The sequence below is a fragment of the Nakamurella flava genome, from assembly GCF_005298075.1.
Classification (GTDB): domain Bacteria; phylum Actinomycetota; class Actinomycetes; order Mycobacteriales; family Nakamurellaceae; genus Nakamurella; species Nakamurella flava.
This window is the reverse complement of the sequence record NZ_SZZH01000001.1, coordinates 175817-190965: the sequence shown is the minus strand read 5'-3', so window position 1 is coordinate 190965 and position 15149 is coordinate 175817. Positions and strand designations below refer to the sequence as shown.

The following is a 15149-nucleotide window of genomic DNA, read 5'->3' as shown; positions in this document are numbered from 1 at the left end:
TCGAACGGCTACGCTTCCGCGATGATCACCGGGGCCGGCTCGGCCTCCCTCGCGGCCGGCACCGAGTCGCGGCCGCTCCCCCGTCGCTCACCGGGATCCATGGGGGTGCGCGCCGAGGCGGTCGCCCAATTCCTGGACGCACTCGAACGGGACCCCCAGGTCGAGCCGCACAGCCTCATGCTGGTCCGCGGCGGGGCCGTGGTCGCCGAGGGGTGGTGGGCGCCATACTCGGCCGGGCGGGTGCACCACCTGTACTCGCTGAGCAAGACGTTCACGGCGACGGCGGTCGGGTTCGCGCAGGCCGAGGGGCGGCTGGGCCTGGACGACCGCATCATCGACCACTTCCCGGAGTTCGCCGACCAGATCACCGGACCGGGCAGTCGGCAGATCCGCATCCGGGATGCCCTGGCCATGGCGACCGGACACCACCGCGACATGGTGCTGGACGCCAGTGCGACCGACCCGGACGAGCCGGTGCGCGGATTCCTGCTGCACGAACCCGAGTCGGCCCCCGGGAGCAGGTTCACCTACAACCAGCCCGCCACCTACGCGGTGGCCGCCGCCCTGCAGCGGGCCGTGGGGTGTGGCCTGACGGACTACCTGCGGCCCCGCCTGCTCGATCCGCTGGGCATCGGCCCGGTGGCCTGGCACGAGAACCCACCGGGCCGGGCGGTGGGCTTCAGCGGTCTGCACGCCACCACCGAGGCGGTGGCCAAACTCGGCCTGCTATATCTGCGGGAGGGACGGTGGCACGGCCGGCAGGTGCTCCCCGCCGGTTGGGTCGCCGACGTTCGCCGACCGCGCTTCGTCCCCGAAAGTCCTCATCCGGACTGGAGTCTCGGCTACGGCTACCAGGTGTGGCGAAGTCGCCACGGTTACCGCGGTGACGGCGCCTACGGCCAGTTCTGCCTCGTCCTGCCCGAGTACGACGCCGTGCTCGTCACCACGATGGGAACCGTCCGCACCCAGGCCGTACTCGACGCGGTCTGGGACATCCTGCTGCCGGGACTCGGGACGTCGGCCCGACGCCGGGTGCCGCTGCAGCCCCGGGTGGCCGACCACGATGATGCCCTCGCACGACGTCTACGTGATCTGGTTCTGCCGGCGTCGTCCGGCGGTCCGGTCGACGACCGCTGGATGGGCGTCCACCGGGGGACGGATCTGACCGTCACCATCCCGCCCCCCGACGGCAACGGCGTCTGCCGGGTCGCCTGGCTGGAGGACGGGCGGATCCGTCTCACGGTGCCCATCGGTACCGGGGAGCGGTGGACGGTGGTCGAGCCCGACACCCAGTCCCATCCCGATACCCCACCGGTCGCGGTCAGCGGCGGGGTGACCGCCAGCCGGGACGGCACCCCCCGTCTTCGCGTGGACCTCGCCTTCCTAGAGAGTCCACACCGGCTCTACGTCGACGTGCACCTGAGCGGTCCGGAACGGGGGGTCACCGCGGCGTGGGGCACGGCCCCCCTGCGCCTCACCGACGAGACCCTGCTCGACCGCGGCGCGCGGTGGCCGGCGCGCGGGTGATCCGCAGGTCCCGACGCCACGACGAGAACGACCGCAACGACGCCGGACCGGGCCGGACCAGCCAGGGCCACGGGTGCACCTCCACCGGCTGCAGGGTGCGGGCCCGTTCGGCCCAGCCGGGGACGGGCGTCCAGGTGGCGGCCATCGGGCGGCCGGCCAACTCGTCGACCACCGAGCCCCGGCGCACCTCCACCGGCCGGCTGGCCGCCAGTTCACCGAGGGTCTCGGCCAGGAACACCAGGCGTTTGCCGGAGAGCCGGAGCCTGGCCAGCAGCGGGGCGTCGAACACGAAGACGGCCGGCCGCTCGTCGTCCGCCGCCAGCGCCGGGTCCGAGGTCCCCAGGCTCTCCGCGGTGAGCCACACGGTGTCGGCGTCCGTCCCGGTCCCTTCGACCTCCGCCGGGCCGGCCGGGATGACCCCGCTCAGCTCGGGCCCGTCGACCGATGGGCCCAGCTGTCCCTTCGGCCAGTCCTGGATCGGGCAGCGAGTGTTCAGCGGGCACGATCGGCACAACTGGGGGGCCCGCTTTTCCACCTGCCACCGGCTGAAGCCGTAGGCCTTGCCGCTGCCCGTACCCACCGTCCACTGCCAGCCGAGCCGGTTCGCGGCCCGGGACCCGTCGAGCAGGTGGGCGAACATCTCGTCCTCGCCTCGCCGCCAGTCGGCCCCGGCCCGCACGGCCCATTGCGAGGCCAGCCACATCCGCGTCTGGTTGACGACCCAGCCGTCCTCGTGCAGTTCGCCGGTCACCGCGGCCATGCACGCCATCTCGGTCGGCCACGGGTCGTCGGCCCACGCCGGGTCCGGATGCGGTTGCCGCCGGCGCAGCGCCTCTCCGTTCGCGCCGCCGACCCGGGCGTAGAGGTGCCGGGCGTACTCCTGCCACAGCAATTCGTCGCGGTACTTGCCGCGGTCGGCCGTCGGCGCGTCGGCCACCGCGTCCCACACCTGCCGGAGCGGGGTGAGCCCGTACCGGATGTACGGCGATATCCGGCTGGCCCCGCGCCGATCGACCGGCAGCACGGTGTTGCGGGTGCGGGCGTAGCCGGTGATGTCCAGGGCGGCGAGGGCCGCGTCGGCGGCGGACTGCCCGCCCCGGAACGCACCGGCCCGCACGCCCTCCGGGCCCTCGCGGGTGAGGTCACCGAGATGGGTCGCTACCCACGCGATGACATCGGCGGTGGTGGCGCCGTCGGCGATGGACGGGGGCGCGGGCAGCAGGGTCACGTGCACCCTGTTCCCCACCGAGGAGGACGATCTCGAGGACGCCGGCGAGACTTCGTTTCTCCGGCCCCGCCGCCACCCGGAAGAGACGACGACCGCTGTCCGGGTCCGGGGGCCGAGCGGGTCAGCTCTCCGGGTCGAAGTGGAACGCCCGTAGCTCCTGGGCGCACCGGCACGATGCGGCGAAGCGCGCGGCCCAGTGCAGGGCGGCGTCGCGGTCGGGCAGTTCGAGGATGCAGTAGCCCCCGTCGAGGGTGGCGGTCTGCGGATACGACCCCTCGGTGACGGCCCGATCCGCGCCCACCAGGACGGGCGGCACCGTCTCGTCCAAGGCGCCACCGAACACCCAGACGCCGGCGGCCTTGGCGTCACGCACGACGGCGCGGGTGGCGTCCGACACGGCGGGCAGCTCGTCGGCCGGGATCTGCATGGCCGCGGCGGGGAACGAGATCAGGAACTTGGTCATCGGCCGACCACCGATCCGGGCGCCGCGGCCGATCGCACCGTGCCTGTCTGTCGCATGGTCTCCTCCTGCGCTGTCCGTCCGCGGGCGGTGGACGTCCGCCCGACGGGTGGACCGACGGCGCCGCTCCGACTCATCGACGGACGGGCGACCGGGCCGGGCCGTTCAGCGCAGCAACCCGGACCGCCGGGCCGCCGACACGGCCGCTGTCCGCGACGACACCCCGAGCTTGGCGTAGACGTGCACCAGGTGCGACTTGACGGTCAGCTCGGTGACCACCAGCTGCTGGGCGATGGCGGCGTTGCCGAGCCCGTCGGCGACCAGCCGCAGCACCTGCAACTCCCGCGGGCTCAGGCTCACGCCCGGATTGCGCATCCGGTCGAGCAGCCGGGAGGCGATGGCCGGGGCCAGGGCGCTCTCCCCGGCCGCGGCCGCGCGGACCGCGGCGACGAGCTCCGCCGGTGGGGCGTCCTTCAGCAGGTAGCCGCTGGCCCCGGCCTCGACGGCGCCCAGGATGTCGGCGTCGGTGTCGTAGTTGGTGAGAACCAGGACGGCGGGGGGTGGATCGAGATCCGTTCCCATCGCGCCGTTGTCACTCGATCTGATGCGCCGGGTCGCGTCCGCTCCGGTGAGCGCACCACCGAACTGCAGGTCCATCAGCACGACATCAGGTCGATCCCGTGCGGCGGCGGACACGGCCTCGTCCGCGGTCGCGGCCTCCCCGATGACGGCGATACCGGGCTCACCGGTGAGCAGGGCGCGGAGCCCGGCCCGGACCACGGGATGGTCGTCGGCCAGCAGTACGCGGATCACGGGGCGGTTGCCGGGCTCGACAGGGGTAGGTCGACCGCGACGGTGGTGCCGCCGCCCGGGCTCGAGACCACCCGTAACCGACCGCCGAACTGGCCGACGCGATCACGGATGGCCGTCAACCCGAAGGAGTCGGTCGCGCCCACGCTCTGCCTCCGGACCTGATCCTCGACGTCGAACCCACAGCCGTCATCGGTCACGATCATCTGCAACCGGGTGGCGTCACCGCTGAGTTCGACCACGACCGCGGTGGCATCGGCGTGCCGCAGCGCGTTGCCGACCGCCCCCTGGGCGATCCGCAGCACCGCCGTCTGCACGTCCATCGGCCAGTCGGCATGCTCGGTCGGAGCGATGACCCGCACCAGCACCCGCGGCGTGCTCCACTGGGTCGCGGCCAACCGGCGCAGGGCCCCGGCCAAGCCCTGGTCGTCCAGCGCGGGTGGGGTGAGCTCACGGATGAAACGGCGGGTGTCGGCCAGGTTGGCCGCGGCCGTGGTGCGCGCCAGGCGCACGTGCTCCACCCCCGGGCCCTCGGGGTCCGCGCGTTCGGCGGCGTGCAGCAGCATCTGGATGCTGGACAGACCCTGCGCGACGGTGTCGTGGATCTCCCGCGCCAGCCGGCCCCGTTCGGCCAGCACCCCGGTCTGCCGTTCGGTGGCGGCCAGCCTGGTCTGGGTGGCCAGCAGTTCCGCCATCAGTGCCTCCCGCTCGGCCGCCTCCCGGGCCAGTGAACGGTAGCCCCAGCCGACCAGCACGGCGACGAGCGCGCCGATGACGGGTCCGACCACGGCGCCGACGTTCCAGCCGAACCGCACCCCGGCGCCGACCACGGTCACCAGGGCGAGGAAGGCCACCGCGGCGACGCCCACGCGGGGTGACCACAGGTGCAGGTGCAGGAAGTAGAGCGGGAACACCAGGTAGGCGGCTTCGGGAGTGCACCAGAACAGGGCCGACCAGGACGCGGTCAGGGCGAGCAGCCACACCCGGCCGAGGTGCCGGCGTCGGTCGCCGTCCCAGCGGACGACCAGCGCCCCGGCGAGGTACACACCCAGCAGCACCACGGCGGCGACGACGATCCCGCCGGTGGCCGGTCCCGGGTTCAGCAGGGCGCGGACCAGGACGACGCCGGTGATGCCGCCGATCAGGCCATGCAGGGCGAGCCGGAGGCCGACGAAGACGGGGGTCAGGGTCGTGTGCTCCATGGCTGGACGGACGCTACCTCTCCGATCCGAGCCCGGCATCCATCGAAAGGCGGTGATCACGGTGCGCCGAAGGATGCGCGAGGACTGCACGGCGGTGCGATGTGTCATCGCGGCCGACCGGCCAGGCTGGGTCCCGGTGCTGATCCCGACCGTCGGATCGGACCGTTCGTTCTTGGTGAGGGAGTGTTCGCCGTGTTCGTCGCCTGGCGCGAGATCCGTTTCGCTGGAGGTCGTTTCGCCACGATCGCCGCGGTGGTCGGGATGATCACCGTGCTGGTCGGGTTCCTGTCCGGTCTGACCGGGGGGCTCGCCGGGCAGAACGTCAGCGCGGTGCTGTCCTGGCCGGCCGATCGGATCGTCCTGTCCGGGCCGGCCGGGTCGACCGAGGCCGAGCCCACGTTCGCCGACTCGGCGGTGACCGACGCTCAGCGAGACGCCTGGGCGGCCACTCCCGGGATCACCGCCGTCCACCCGGTGGGGATCTCGCAGTTGCGGGCGAGCACTCCCGCCGGGGCGTCGACGGCCGTGGCGGTACTCGGCGTGGACGGCGGCTGGCTGCCCACTTCACCGGTGGCCGCCGACACCATGACCCTCTCGACCCCGGCGGCGAAGGCGCTCGGCGTCGTCGTCGGTGGCGTGGTCGACGTGGCCGGCCGGCCGTTCACGGTCACGGCCGTGAGCGGGGACGACTGGTACAGCCACACCCCGGTCGTCCAGGTGGTGCGCTCGGACTGGGCGGCCCTGTCCGCGGCGACCGGTGGCACCCCGGCGGCCGGAACCGCCCTGGTCGTCTCCGGTTCACCGGCCGGTGGTGACTGGGCTGCGGTCGACTCCGCCACCGGGACGACCTCGGCCGGACCGCTGGGCGCGGTCACCGCGATTCCCGCCTTCCGGTCCGAGATCGGTTCCCTGGCCATGATCGTCGGCCTGCTGTTCGGCATCTCGGCCCTCGTGGTCGGTGCCTTCTTCACGGTCTGGGCGACCCAGCGACGGCCGGACGTGGCGGTGCTCAAGGCCCTGGGCGCGAGCACCGGCACCCTGATCCGCGACACCGCCGGGCAGGCGCTCGTCGTGCTCGTGGTCGGGGTCGGCCTCGGTCTCGGCCTGGTCATCGCGGCCGGATCCGCCCTGCAGGGCACGAGCCTGCCGTTCCTGCTCAGCCCCTTCACCACCGTCCTGCCGGGCGTGGCCCTGATCCTGGTGGGTCTCGTCGGCGCCGCCTTCGCGCTGCGCGCCGTGCTGACCGCCGACCCGTTGAGCGCTCTGGGGAGCAACCGATGATCGAACTGCAGTCCGTCACCCTCACCTACCCCGACGGCGCCGGCCGGCTGACCGCGGTCGAGGAGGTCTCCCTGACCGTCCGGCCGGGCACCGTGGCCGCACTGACCGGGCCCAGCGGTTCGGGCAAGTCCAGTGTGCTGGCCATGGCCGCCACGTTGCTGCGTCCGGACTCCGGGCGGGTCGTGGTGGGCGGGCTCGACGCCACCGGCCTGCGCCCGGCGGCCGCGGCCCGGTTGCGGCGGGACCGGGTGGGCATCGTCTTCCAGCAGTCGAACCTGCTGCCGGCCCTCACCGCCGGAGAGCAGCTGCGGGTGATGGCCGAACTGGGTGGCCGCGGGTCCCGCCGGTCCCGCGCGGTGGCCTTCGAGCGTTCCCGCGAACTGCTGGCCGCCGTGGGTCTGGACGGGCTGGCCGACCGCCGCCCCGCGCAGCTGTCCGGGGGCCAACGGCAGCGGGTCAACATCGCCCGCGCGCTGATGAACGCGCCCCGGGTGCTGCTGGTCGACGAACCGACCAGCGCTTTGGACTCCGAACGCGGTGCGGCGATCGTCGACCTGCTGGTCACGCTGGCCCGGGAGCGGGACGTCGCCACCCTGCTCGTGACCCACGATGTCCTGACCCTGCAGGGCCAGCTGACGCCGGCCGACCAGCGGCTGCACCTGGTCGACGGGCGGCTGACGGCGCCGGTGGGCGCCGCGGTCAGCTGAGCGGACCGGTCACGTCCTGCGCCGCCGTGACCACGGTGCCGTCGGCGACCAACTGCACCACCTTCTCCAGTTCCGGAGCCAACCAGCGGTCCGGGCCGACTCCCGGCACCTGCTCGCGGACGGCGGCCAGCACGGCCGCCGTCCCCGGGGCGGGGGCCAGCGGGGCCCGCAGTTCCAGACCCCGCGCGGCGGCGGTGATCTCGATGGCCAGCACGCGCTGCAGGCCGTCGACGGCCCGGCGCAGCTTGCGGGCGGCCGACCACCCCATCGACACGTGGTCCTCCTGCATGGCCGAGCTCGGGATGGAGTCGACGCTGGCCGGGACGGCCAACCGCTTGAGTTCGCTGACGATGGCGGCCTGTGAGTACTGGGCGATCATCAGCCCCGAGTCCAGACCGGGCGCCGAGCCCAGGAACGCGGGCAGACCGTGCGAACGGGCCGGGTCGAGCAGCCGGTCGGTCCGGCGTTCACTGATGGACGCCAGATCCGCGACGGCGATGGCCAGGAAGTCCAGGACGTAGGCGACCGGAGCGCCGTGGAAGTTGCCGTTGCTCTCCACCCGCCCGTCGTCCAGCACCACGGGGTTGTCGACAGCAGAGGCCAGTTCGACATCGGCGACCCGCTCGGCGTGGGCGATGGTGTCCCGCACCGCGCCGGCGACCTGCGGGGCGCAGCGGAGCGAGTAGGCGTCCTGCACGACGGTGCACTCGGCGCCGCGGTGGCTGGACTCGATGGCCGATCCGTCCAACAGGGCGATCAGGTTGGCCGCGGACGCGGCCTGGCCGGGGTGTGGCCGCACGCGCTGCAGATCCGCGGCGAACACCCGGTCGGTGCCCAGCAGCGCCTCGACGCTCATCGCTGCGGCGATGTCGGCGGTGGTGGTCAGCCGGTGCAGGTCGTGCAGGGCCAGCGACAGCATGCCCAGCATGCCGTCGGTCCCGTTGATCAGGGCCAGCCCCTCCTTGGCGGCCAGCGCGATCGGCTGCTGGCCGTGCTCGGCCCAGGCATCGGCGGCGGGGACCACCGTGCCGTCGGCCCTCTGGACGACGCCCTCGCCGATCGCGGCCAGTGCGCAGTGCGCCAGCGGGGCGAGATCGCCGGAGCAGCCGAGGGATCCGTACTCGTGCACGACCGGGGTCAGGCCGAGGTTGAGCAGGTCGACGTACCGCTGGGCGACCAGCGGCCGGACCCCGGTGTGGCCGGTGGTGAAGGTCTGCAGCCGCAGCAGCAACAGGGCTCGGACGACCTCGCGTTCCACGGGAGTACCGGTGCCGGCGGCGTGCGAGCGGACCAGCGCCAACTGCAAGGCCTCGCGGCTGGCCGGGTCGATGGTGACCGAGGCCAGCGCCCCGAAGCCCGTGCTGACCCCGTACACCGGACGTGCGCTCGCGGCCAACGCGTCGACGGCGGCCCGAGCGGCGTTCATCCGCTCCACCGCGGCGTCGGCGATGACGACGGTCGCGTCGTAGCGGGCGACGGCCACGACCTCGTCGACGGTGAGCGGCTGCTGGCCGACGACGACCGTGGTCGGCTTCTGCTGGGCGGTCACTGGACGACTCCGTTCTTGAGGACCGAGCGCACCAGGGGGACGCCGGGTCGGTAGGCGAGGTGGAGGTGGGACGGCGCGGCCAGGACCGTCAGGTCGGCGCGCCGACCGGGCCGGACGACGCCGACATCGTCGCGACGCAGGGCGGCGGCACCGCCGGCGGTCGCCGCCCAGACGGCCTCGGCCGGGCTGAGGCCCTGGTCGCGGACGGCCAGGGCGATGCAGAACGCCATGCTCGAGGTGTAGGAGCTGCCCGGGTTGCAGTCGGTGGCCAGCGCCACGGTCACCCCGGCGTCGAGCAGCCGGCGTCCGTCGGACCACGGGGTGCGGGTGGAGAACTCAACCCCCGGCAGCAGGGTCGCGACGGTGTTGCCGCCGGCCAGGGCGTCGAGGTCGGCGCCGGAGACGTAGGTGCAGTGGTCGACCGAGGCGGCGTCGAGTTCGACGGCCAGCCGGATGCCGTCGCCGAAGCCCAGCTGCCCGGAGTGCAGCCGCGGCCGCAGGCCGGCGGCCATCCCGGCGGTCAGCACGGTGCGGGCCTCGTCGACGTCGAAGGCGCCGCGGTCGCAGAACACGTCCACCCATTTCGCGTGGGGGGCGCAGGCGGCGAGCATCTCGCCGGTGACCAGGTCGATGTAGTCGGCCCGCCGCTCCCGGTACTCGGCCGGCACGACATGGGCACCGAGATAGGTGGTCTCGCCGGTGAACTCGCCGGCGATCCGCAAAGACCGTCGCTCGTCGGCGACGGTCAGCCCGTAGCCGCTCTTGGCCTCGAAGGTCGTGACCCCGCCGGCCAGCAGCTCGCCGGCGATCCGGCGGGTCGTCGCCGCGAGCTGGGCGTCGGTGGCGGTCCGGGTGGCGCCGACAGTGGTGGCGATGCCGCCGGCCCCGTAGGGCTTGCCCTGCATCCGGGCGCTGAATTCGGCCGCCCGGTCGCCGGCGAAGACCGGGTGGGCGTGGCTGTCCACGAACCCGGGCAGCACCGCCGCCCCCTCGGCGTCCAGTCTGCGATCGGCAGCCGGAGCGTGAGCGGCCGGGCCGACCCAGGCGATCTCGGCGCCGTCGACGACGACCGCGGCGTCGGTCAGCAGACCGAGCGGTGACCCGTCGCCGACCGTGGGGTCGTTGGTGACGAGTTCACCGATCCGGTCGATCAGCAGGCTGCTCATCGCGCGTCTCCTTCCACGAGCTGGTCAGCCAGGGTCGCGAGCCGGTCGGTCACGTCCGGGACGGTCAGGTGCCGCCGCGCCCGGACGATCTCACGTCCGCCGACGATCACGTCGGTGACGTCCGCGGCGCCCGCCGCGAAGACCGCGTTCTCGACGGTCGGTCCCCCACCGGCGGTCCGGACCGACCGCAGGTCGAGCGCGACCAGGTCGGCCGGCGCATTCACGGCGATCCGCCCGCCGGTGGGCCGGCCCAGGGCGCGATGCCCGTCGACGGTGGCCGCGCCCAGCAGCCGGGCGGCGGGAACGAGCCCCCGCTCGCGGCGGCGGAGGCGTTCGTCGAGTTCGACGGCCCGGGCTTCCTCCAGCAGGTCGATGACGGCGTGGCTGTCGCTGCCCAGGCTGAACACCCTGCGCTCGTGGGTCAGCAGCTCGGTGGCCGGGCCGAGTCCGTCGCCGAGGTCCCGTTCGGTGGTCGGGCAGAAGCAGACCCCGGTGTCGGTGGCGTCCAGATCGGCGATGTCCTCGTCGGTCAGGTGGGTCGCGTGGACGGCGGTCGTCCGGGGCCCGAGGACACCGTGGTCGCGCATCAGCCGCGTCGGCGTGCACCCGTGCACGGCAAGGGTCTGCTCGATCTCCCCGGTCTGCTCGGAGCTGTGCACGTGCAGCGGGGCGTCGTGCCGCCTGGCCCAGTCGGCCACGGTCGCCAGCTGGTCGGCCGGAACCGCACGCACCGAGTGCACGGCGGCACCGACCACCACATCGTTCCCCGCCAGTTCCCGATGCAGGTGGTCGGCGCGCTCCGACCATCGGTCGGCGGTGCCGTCGCTGAAGCGCAGCTGCGGCCCGGTCAGTGCAGCACCGTCGACACTTGCCGTGAGGTAACAGGTGTCGAGCAGGGTCAGCCGCAGTCCCGCGGTTGCGGCACCTGCGGCGACGGCCAGACCCATGGCGTTCGGCTCGGCGTAGGAGCGACCGCCGCGGTCGTGATGCAGGTAGTGGAACTCCCCGACCGCGGTGATCCCGGCCAGGGTCATCTCGGCGTACACCGCGGTACAGACCTGCTCGTACAGCTCCGGGGTGAGCCGGTCCGCGACCCGGTACATCAGGTCCCGCCAGGTCCAGAACGACCCGCGGCCGATCTGGGTGCGGGCGCGCAGCAGCCGGTGGAAGGCGTGCGAATGGGCGTTGGCCATCCCCGGAATGACCAGACCGGTCAGCGCGGTCGATCCGGCCGGTCGAGGGGTACCCGACTCGACCGCGGTGATCATGCCGTCGACGGTGGTCACCACCACGTCAGCCTGGACGTCGACGCCACCGAGCCAGGCGTGTTCGCACCAGAACTGTTCGCTCATCGCCTGTCCCAGTCCCGGATCAGCGCGGTGAGGGCGTCGACGCCGACCAGACAGTCGGCGGTCTCGGCGAACTCGGCCGGCGAGTGGGAGATGCCCGTCGGGTTGCGGACAAAAAGCATCGCGGTCGGGACGACGGCGGACAGGATGCCGGCGTCGTGTCCGGCGGCCGTGCCCAGTACCGGGGTCTCGCCAAAACCGTTGGTGCGCAGAATGTCCGTCATCCGTTGCCGGGGAGCGTCGGGGAACTCGACGATCGGGGTGACCGACTCCGCCGCCCAATCGAACCCGAGCCCGTCAGCGGTGGCGGCCCACTGGGCGTCGGCGAGGATGGCCGCCGTGGTGGCGTCGAGCGCGTCGGGTCCGGCCGCGCGGGCGTCCAGCCAGCTGTCGATGCGGGAGGCGATGGCGTTGGTTCCGCCGGGCTGCACGGCGAGCCGGCCGAACGTGGCCACCGCACCGTTCTCGACGGCCCGCGCCCGGGCCGCGGCGACCGTGGCGGCGTAGGCCAGCATCGGGTCGTGCCGGTCGGCCATCGAGGTCGTGCCGGCGTGGTTGGCCTCGCCGGTGAAGCTCAGCCGCCAGCGGCCGTGCGGCCAGATGCTGGACGCCACCGCCAATGGATGATGCAGTCGGTCGAGCATCCTGCCCTGCTCGACGTGCAGTTCGACGAAGACGCCGACTCGGTCGGCCAGGGCCGTATCGGCGCCGACCGTCGAGATGTCCCGGCCGGCGGCGGTCAACGCCTCGGCCAGGGTGATGCCGTCGGCGTCCTTCAGCGCAAGGCCCTTGTCGGCGGTGAGCACGCCGGACGACAGCCGCGACCCGACGCAGGCGACCCCGAACCGGGCGCCCTCCTCGTCGCTGAACGCGGCGATGCCCACCGGCACGGTCGGCCGGAACCCGCTGGCGCGCAACCGATCGACCGCAGCGAAGGCGGACACGACGCCGAGCGGGCCGTCGAAGGCACCGCCGTCGGGCACGGAGTCCAGGTGCGAACCGGTGACGAAGGCGTTCCGCGGATCCCCGGTCCAGCCCGGCGGCCACCACCAGGCCCACAGGTTGCCGTTGCGGTCGGTCTCGACGTCCAGCCCGCGCTGCTGCGCAGCGCCGACGAACCACTCGCGCAGGGTCAGGTCGGCGTCCGTCCAGGCGAATCGACGGTAGCCACCCGAAGCCGGGTGCCGCCCGACGTCGGCGATCTCGTCCCAGAGTCCGGTGAACGTCACTGCTGCGCGTCCAGCAGGGGGATGCGGACGCCCCGGTCGCGGGCGACGTCGGCCGCGTGGTCGTAGCCGGCGTCGGCGTGCCGGATGACCCCCATGGCCGGGTCGTTGGTGAGCACCCGGGCCAATTTCTGGGCGGCCAGGTCGGTGCCGTCGGCGACGATGACCTGGCCGGCGTGCTGGGAGCGACCGATGCCGACGCCGCCGCCGTGGTGCAGCGACACCCAGGTGGCGCCGGAGGCGGTGTTGACCAGGGCGTTGAGCAGCGGCCAGTCGGCCACCGCGTCGGAACCGTCGAGCATGGCCTCGGTCTCCCGGTAGGGGGAGGCGACCGAGCCGGAGTCCAGGTGGTCCCGGCCGATGACGATCGGCGCGGAGAGCTCGCCGGAGGCGACCATCTCGTTGAACTTCAGGCCGGCCAGGTGCCGCTCGCCGTAGCCGAGCCAGCAGATGCGCGCGGGCAGGCCCTGGAACGCCACCCGCTCGCCGGCCATGGTGATCCAACGACGCAGGTGATCGTTCTCCGGGAACAGCTCCAGGATGGCGCGGTCGGTGGCCGCGATGTCGGCCGGGTCGCCGGACAGCGCGGCCCACCGGAACGGGCCGAGACCCTCCTCGAAGAGCGGCCGGATGTAGGCGGGGACGAACCCGGGGAAGTCGAAAGCCCTTTCGTAGCCGGCCTTGCGGGCCTCGTCACGGATCGAGTTGCCGTAGTCGAAGACCTCGGCGCCGCGGTCGGCGAAGCCGACCATCGCCGCGACGTGGGCGGCCATCGCCTCGCGGGACTGCTCGGTGAAGTACGCCGGGTCCTTGTCGGCCAGCGTGCGCCAGTCCTCGAACGCGACCCCGATCGGCAGGTAGGCCAGCGGATCGTGCGCAGAGGTCTGATCGGTGACGATGTCGATCGGCGCCTCGCGTCGCAGCAGCTCCGGGAACACCTCGGCGGCGTTCCCGACCAGGCCGATGGACAGCGGGGTGCGGGCTTCCCGGGCAGCGACGGCGCGAGCCAGCGCATCGTCCAGGTCGTCGGCCCTGACATCGAGGTAGCGGTGCTCGATGCGCCGATCGATACGGGAGGCGTCGACGTCGACGCAGATGACCACGCCGTCGTTCATGGTGACGGCGAGCGGCTGTGCGCCGCCCATACCGCCGACCCCGCCGGTCAGCGTGATGGTGCCGGCCAGGGTGCCGCCGAACCGCTTCCGGGCCACCGCACCGAAGGTCTCGTAGGTGCCCTGCAAAATGCCCTGGGTTCCGATGTAGATCCACGAGCCGGCCGTCATCTGGCCGTACATCATGAGGCCGGCCGCCTCGAGGTCGCGGAACTTCTCCCACGTCGCCCAGTCACCGACCAGGTTCGAGTTGGCGATGAGCACCCGCGGCGCCCACTCGTGGGTGCGCAGGATGCCGACCGGCTTGCCCGACTGCACGAGCAGGGTCTCGTCGGCCTCGAGATCCCGCAGCGCGGCGACGATTCCGTCGAACGCGGCCCACGAACGCGCGGCGCGGCCGGTGCCGCCGTAGACGACGAGATCGTCGGGGTGCTCGGCGACCTCCGGGTCGAGGTTGTTCATCAGCATCCGCAGGGCGGCCTCCTGCGGCCAGCCCTTGCAGGTGAGCTCGGTGCCGCGCGGTGCGCGGACGGGCCGGGGGCCAGGAGTACTGGGCTGTGCGGTCATGCCGACTCACCTCTCGGGCAGGGCGTGGGCGCCGTGTGCGGTCTCATCGGCCGGGTACGCCGATGGATCACAGTTGACCGGACCACCGGCCGCGACGACAGGCCTGCACCAGCGTTACTGTCTCGGATACGAGACGGGGGCGGCGGGGAGGCGGACCGGTGGCACAGACCAGCACCTCACCGGCGGTCGGCCGGAGCCTGGACGTCCTGACCTACCTCGCCGGGCGCCCGGGACCGGTCCCCGGATCGGCCATCGTCCGTGATCTGGACCTGCCCCGGTCGTCGACCTACCACCTGTTGCAGGTGCTCATCGATCGCGGCTTCGTCGTGCACTACCCCGAGGAACGCACCTACGCCCTGGGGGTCGCCGCTTTCGAGATCGGTTCGGCCTACCTGCGACACGGTCCCCTCGAACACCGCGGACGACCCCTCGTGCGACGTCTCGCGACCACCCTGTCGGAGACCGCGCACCTGGGGATCCTGCACGGCAGCGAAACGCTCTACCTGTTGAAAGAACAACCGGCCGAGGGGATCCCGGTCACCCTGGTCACCGACGTCGGGGTGCGCCTCCCCGCCTCGTTGACCGCGACGGGCCGGTCGATCCTGGCCCACCTGTCCCCCGCCCAGGTGCGGGCCCTGTTCCCCGACGACGCCTCGCTCGTGCTGCGCACCACGTCCGGACCCGCCCGGCGGACCGATCTGGTGACGCTGCTGCGATCCGAACGACGACAGGGATGGTCGGAGGAGGACGGCATGGTGACCGCCGGTCTGCGGTCGGTGGCGGCCTGCGCCTTCGACCACACCGGGCACCCGGTGGCCGCGTTCAGCGTGACGTGGCGGGCAGACCGGGCCCGATCGTCCTACGAAGCGGTGGTCGCCGGGGTGCGCTCGGCCGCCCGGGATCTCACGACGGCGCTGTCCGGCGTCGCACCGGCGGGCTGGTTCTGACGAGGCCCACGGGGCAGA

Annotated in this window: 13 protein-coding genes; 4 read left to right on the top strand and 9 right to left on the bottom strand. The window is 73.1% G+C overall.

Translation table 11 applies throughout. The features are described from left to right. The first annotated feature begins 21 nt into the window (after positions 1-21). Positions 22-1527, top strand: a complete 1506-nt coding sequence (locus FDO65_RS00885) for a serine hydrolase domain-containing protein (RefSeq protein ID WP_137447616.1) — start codon at positions 22-24, stop codon at positions 1525-1527. Here FDO65_RS00885 and FDO65_RS00880 read toward each other — a convergent pair. From FDO65_RS00880 to FDO65_RS00865, 4 genes are all read right to left on the bottom strand, one after another. Continuing rightward, complete coding sequence (locus FDO65_RS00880) at positions 1475-2755, bottom strand: FAD-binding domain-containing protein (protein ID WP_137447615.1); 1281 nt, start codon at positions 2753-2755, stop codon at positions 1475-1477. The genes FDO65_RS00885 and FDO65_RS00880 overlap by 53 nt on opposite strands. Before the next feature lie 121 nt (positions 2756-2876). Beyond that, positions 2877-3218: a YciI family protein gene (locus FDO65_RS00875; RefSeq protein WP_137447614.1), complete on the bottom strand. Its 342-nt coding sequence runs from the start codon at positions 3216-3218 to the stop codon at positions 2877-2879. Between the two features lie 162 nt (positions 3219-3380). Next, complete coding sequence (locus tag FDO65_RS00870) at positions 3381-4028, bottom strand: response regulator transcription factor (protein ID WP_137447613.1); 648 nt, start codon at positions 4026-4028, stop codon at positions 3381-3383. Next, on the bottom strand, positions 4025-5227 hold the full coding sequence (locus FDO65_RS00865; RefSeq protein WP_137447612.1) for a sensor histidine kinase: 1203 nt from the start codon (positions 5225-5227) through the stop codon (positions 4025-4027). The genes FDO65_RS00870 and FDO65_RS00865 overlap by 4 nt, the downstream gene beginning before the upstream one ends. A gap of 192 nt (positions 5228-5419) precedes the next feature. On the opposite strand from FDO65_RS00865, the gene FDO65_RS00860 reads away from it, so the two are divergent. Both FDO65_RS00860 and FDO65_RS00855 read left to right on the top strand, forming a co-directional pair. After that, on the top strand, positions 5420-6508 hold the full coding sequence (locus FDO65_RS00860) for an ABC transporter permease (protein WP_137447611.1): 1089 nt from the start codon (positions 5420-5422) through the stop codon (positions 6506-6508). Continuing rightward, positions 6505-7215 carry an ABC transporter ATP-binding protein gene (locus FDO65_RS00855; protein WP_137447610.1) on the top strand — a complete coding sequence of 237 codons (711 nt, stop codon included), beginning with the start codon at positions 6505-6507 and terminating at the stop codon, positions 7213-7215. Before FDO65_RS00860 ends, FDO65_RS00855 begins: the two co-directional genes overlap by 4 nt. Here FDO65_RS00855 and hutH read toward each other — a convergent pair. From hutH to hutU, 5 genes are read right to left on the bottom strand one after another with little or no spacing between them, the layout of a single operon-like run. Beyond that, positions 7208-8764 (bottom strand): histidine ammonia-lyase, encoded by a 1557-nt coding sequence (hutH, locus tag FDO65_RS00850; protein WP_137447609.1) that lies wholly within the window; start codon positions 8762-8764, stop codon positions 7208-7210. The two genes, FDO65_RS00855 and hutH, sit on opposite strands and share 8 nt — an antisense overlap. Further along, positions 8761-9930 (bottom strand): imidazolonepropionase, encoded by a 1170-nt coding sequence (gene hutI, locus FDO65_RS00845; protein ID WP_137447608.1) that lies wholly within the window; start codon positions 9928-9930, stop codon positions 8761-8763. Before hutI ends, hutH begins: the two co-directional genes overlap by 4 nt. Continuing rightward, a complete protein-coding gene (locus FDO65_RS00840; protein ID WP_137447607.1) occupies positions 9927-11282 on the bottom strand; it encodes a formimidoylglutamate deiminase in 1356 nt (451 codons plus the stop codon). Before FDO65_RS00840 ends, hutI begins: the two co-directional genes overlap by 4 nt. Beyond that, the gene (locus FDO65_RS00835; protein ID WP_137447606.1) at positions 11279-12508 is read right to left on the bottom strand and encodes an allantoate amidohydrolase; all 1230 of its coding nucleotides are present in this window, start codon (positions 12506-12508) and stop codon (positions 11279-11281) included. Before FDO65_RS00835 ends, FDO65_RS00840 begins: the two co-directional genes overlap by 4 nt. Then, positions 12505-14184 carry a urocanate hydratase gene (hutU, locus tag FDO65_RS00830; RefSeq protein WP_137447605.1) on the bottom strand — a complete coding sequence of 560 codons (1680 nt, stop codon included), beginning with the start codon at positions 14182-14184 and terminating at the stop codon, positions 12505-12507. The genes FDO65_RS00835 and hutU overlap by 4 nt, the downstream gene beginning before the upstream one ends. A gap of 158 nt (positions 14185-14342) precedes the next feature. On the opposite strand from hutU, the gene FDO65_RS00825 reads away from it, so the two are divergent. Next, positions 14343-15131, top strand: coding sequence for an IclR family transcriptional regulator (locus FDO65_RS00825; protein WP_137447604.1), 789 nt, complete (start codon positions 14343-14345; stop codon positions 15129-15131). Positions 15132-15149: the final 18 nt, after the last annotated feature.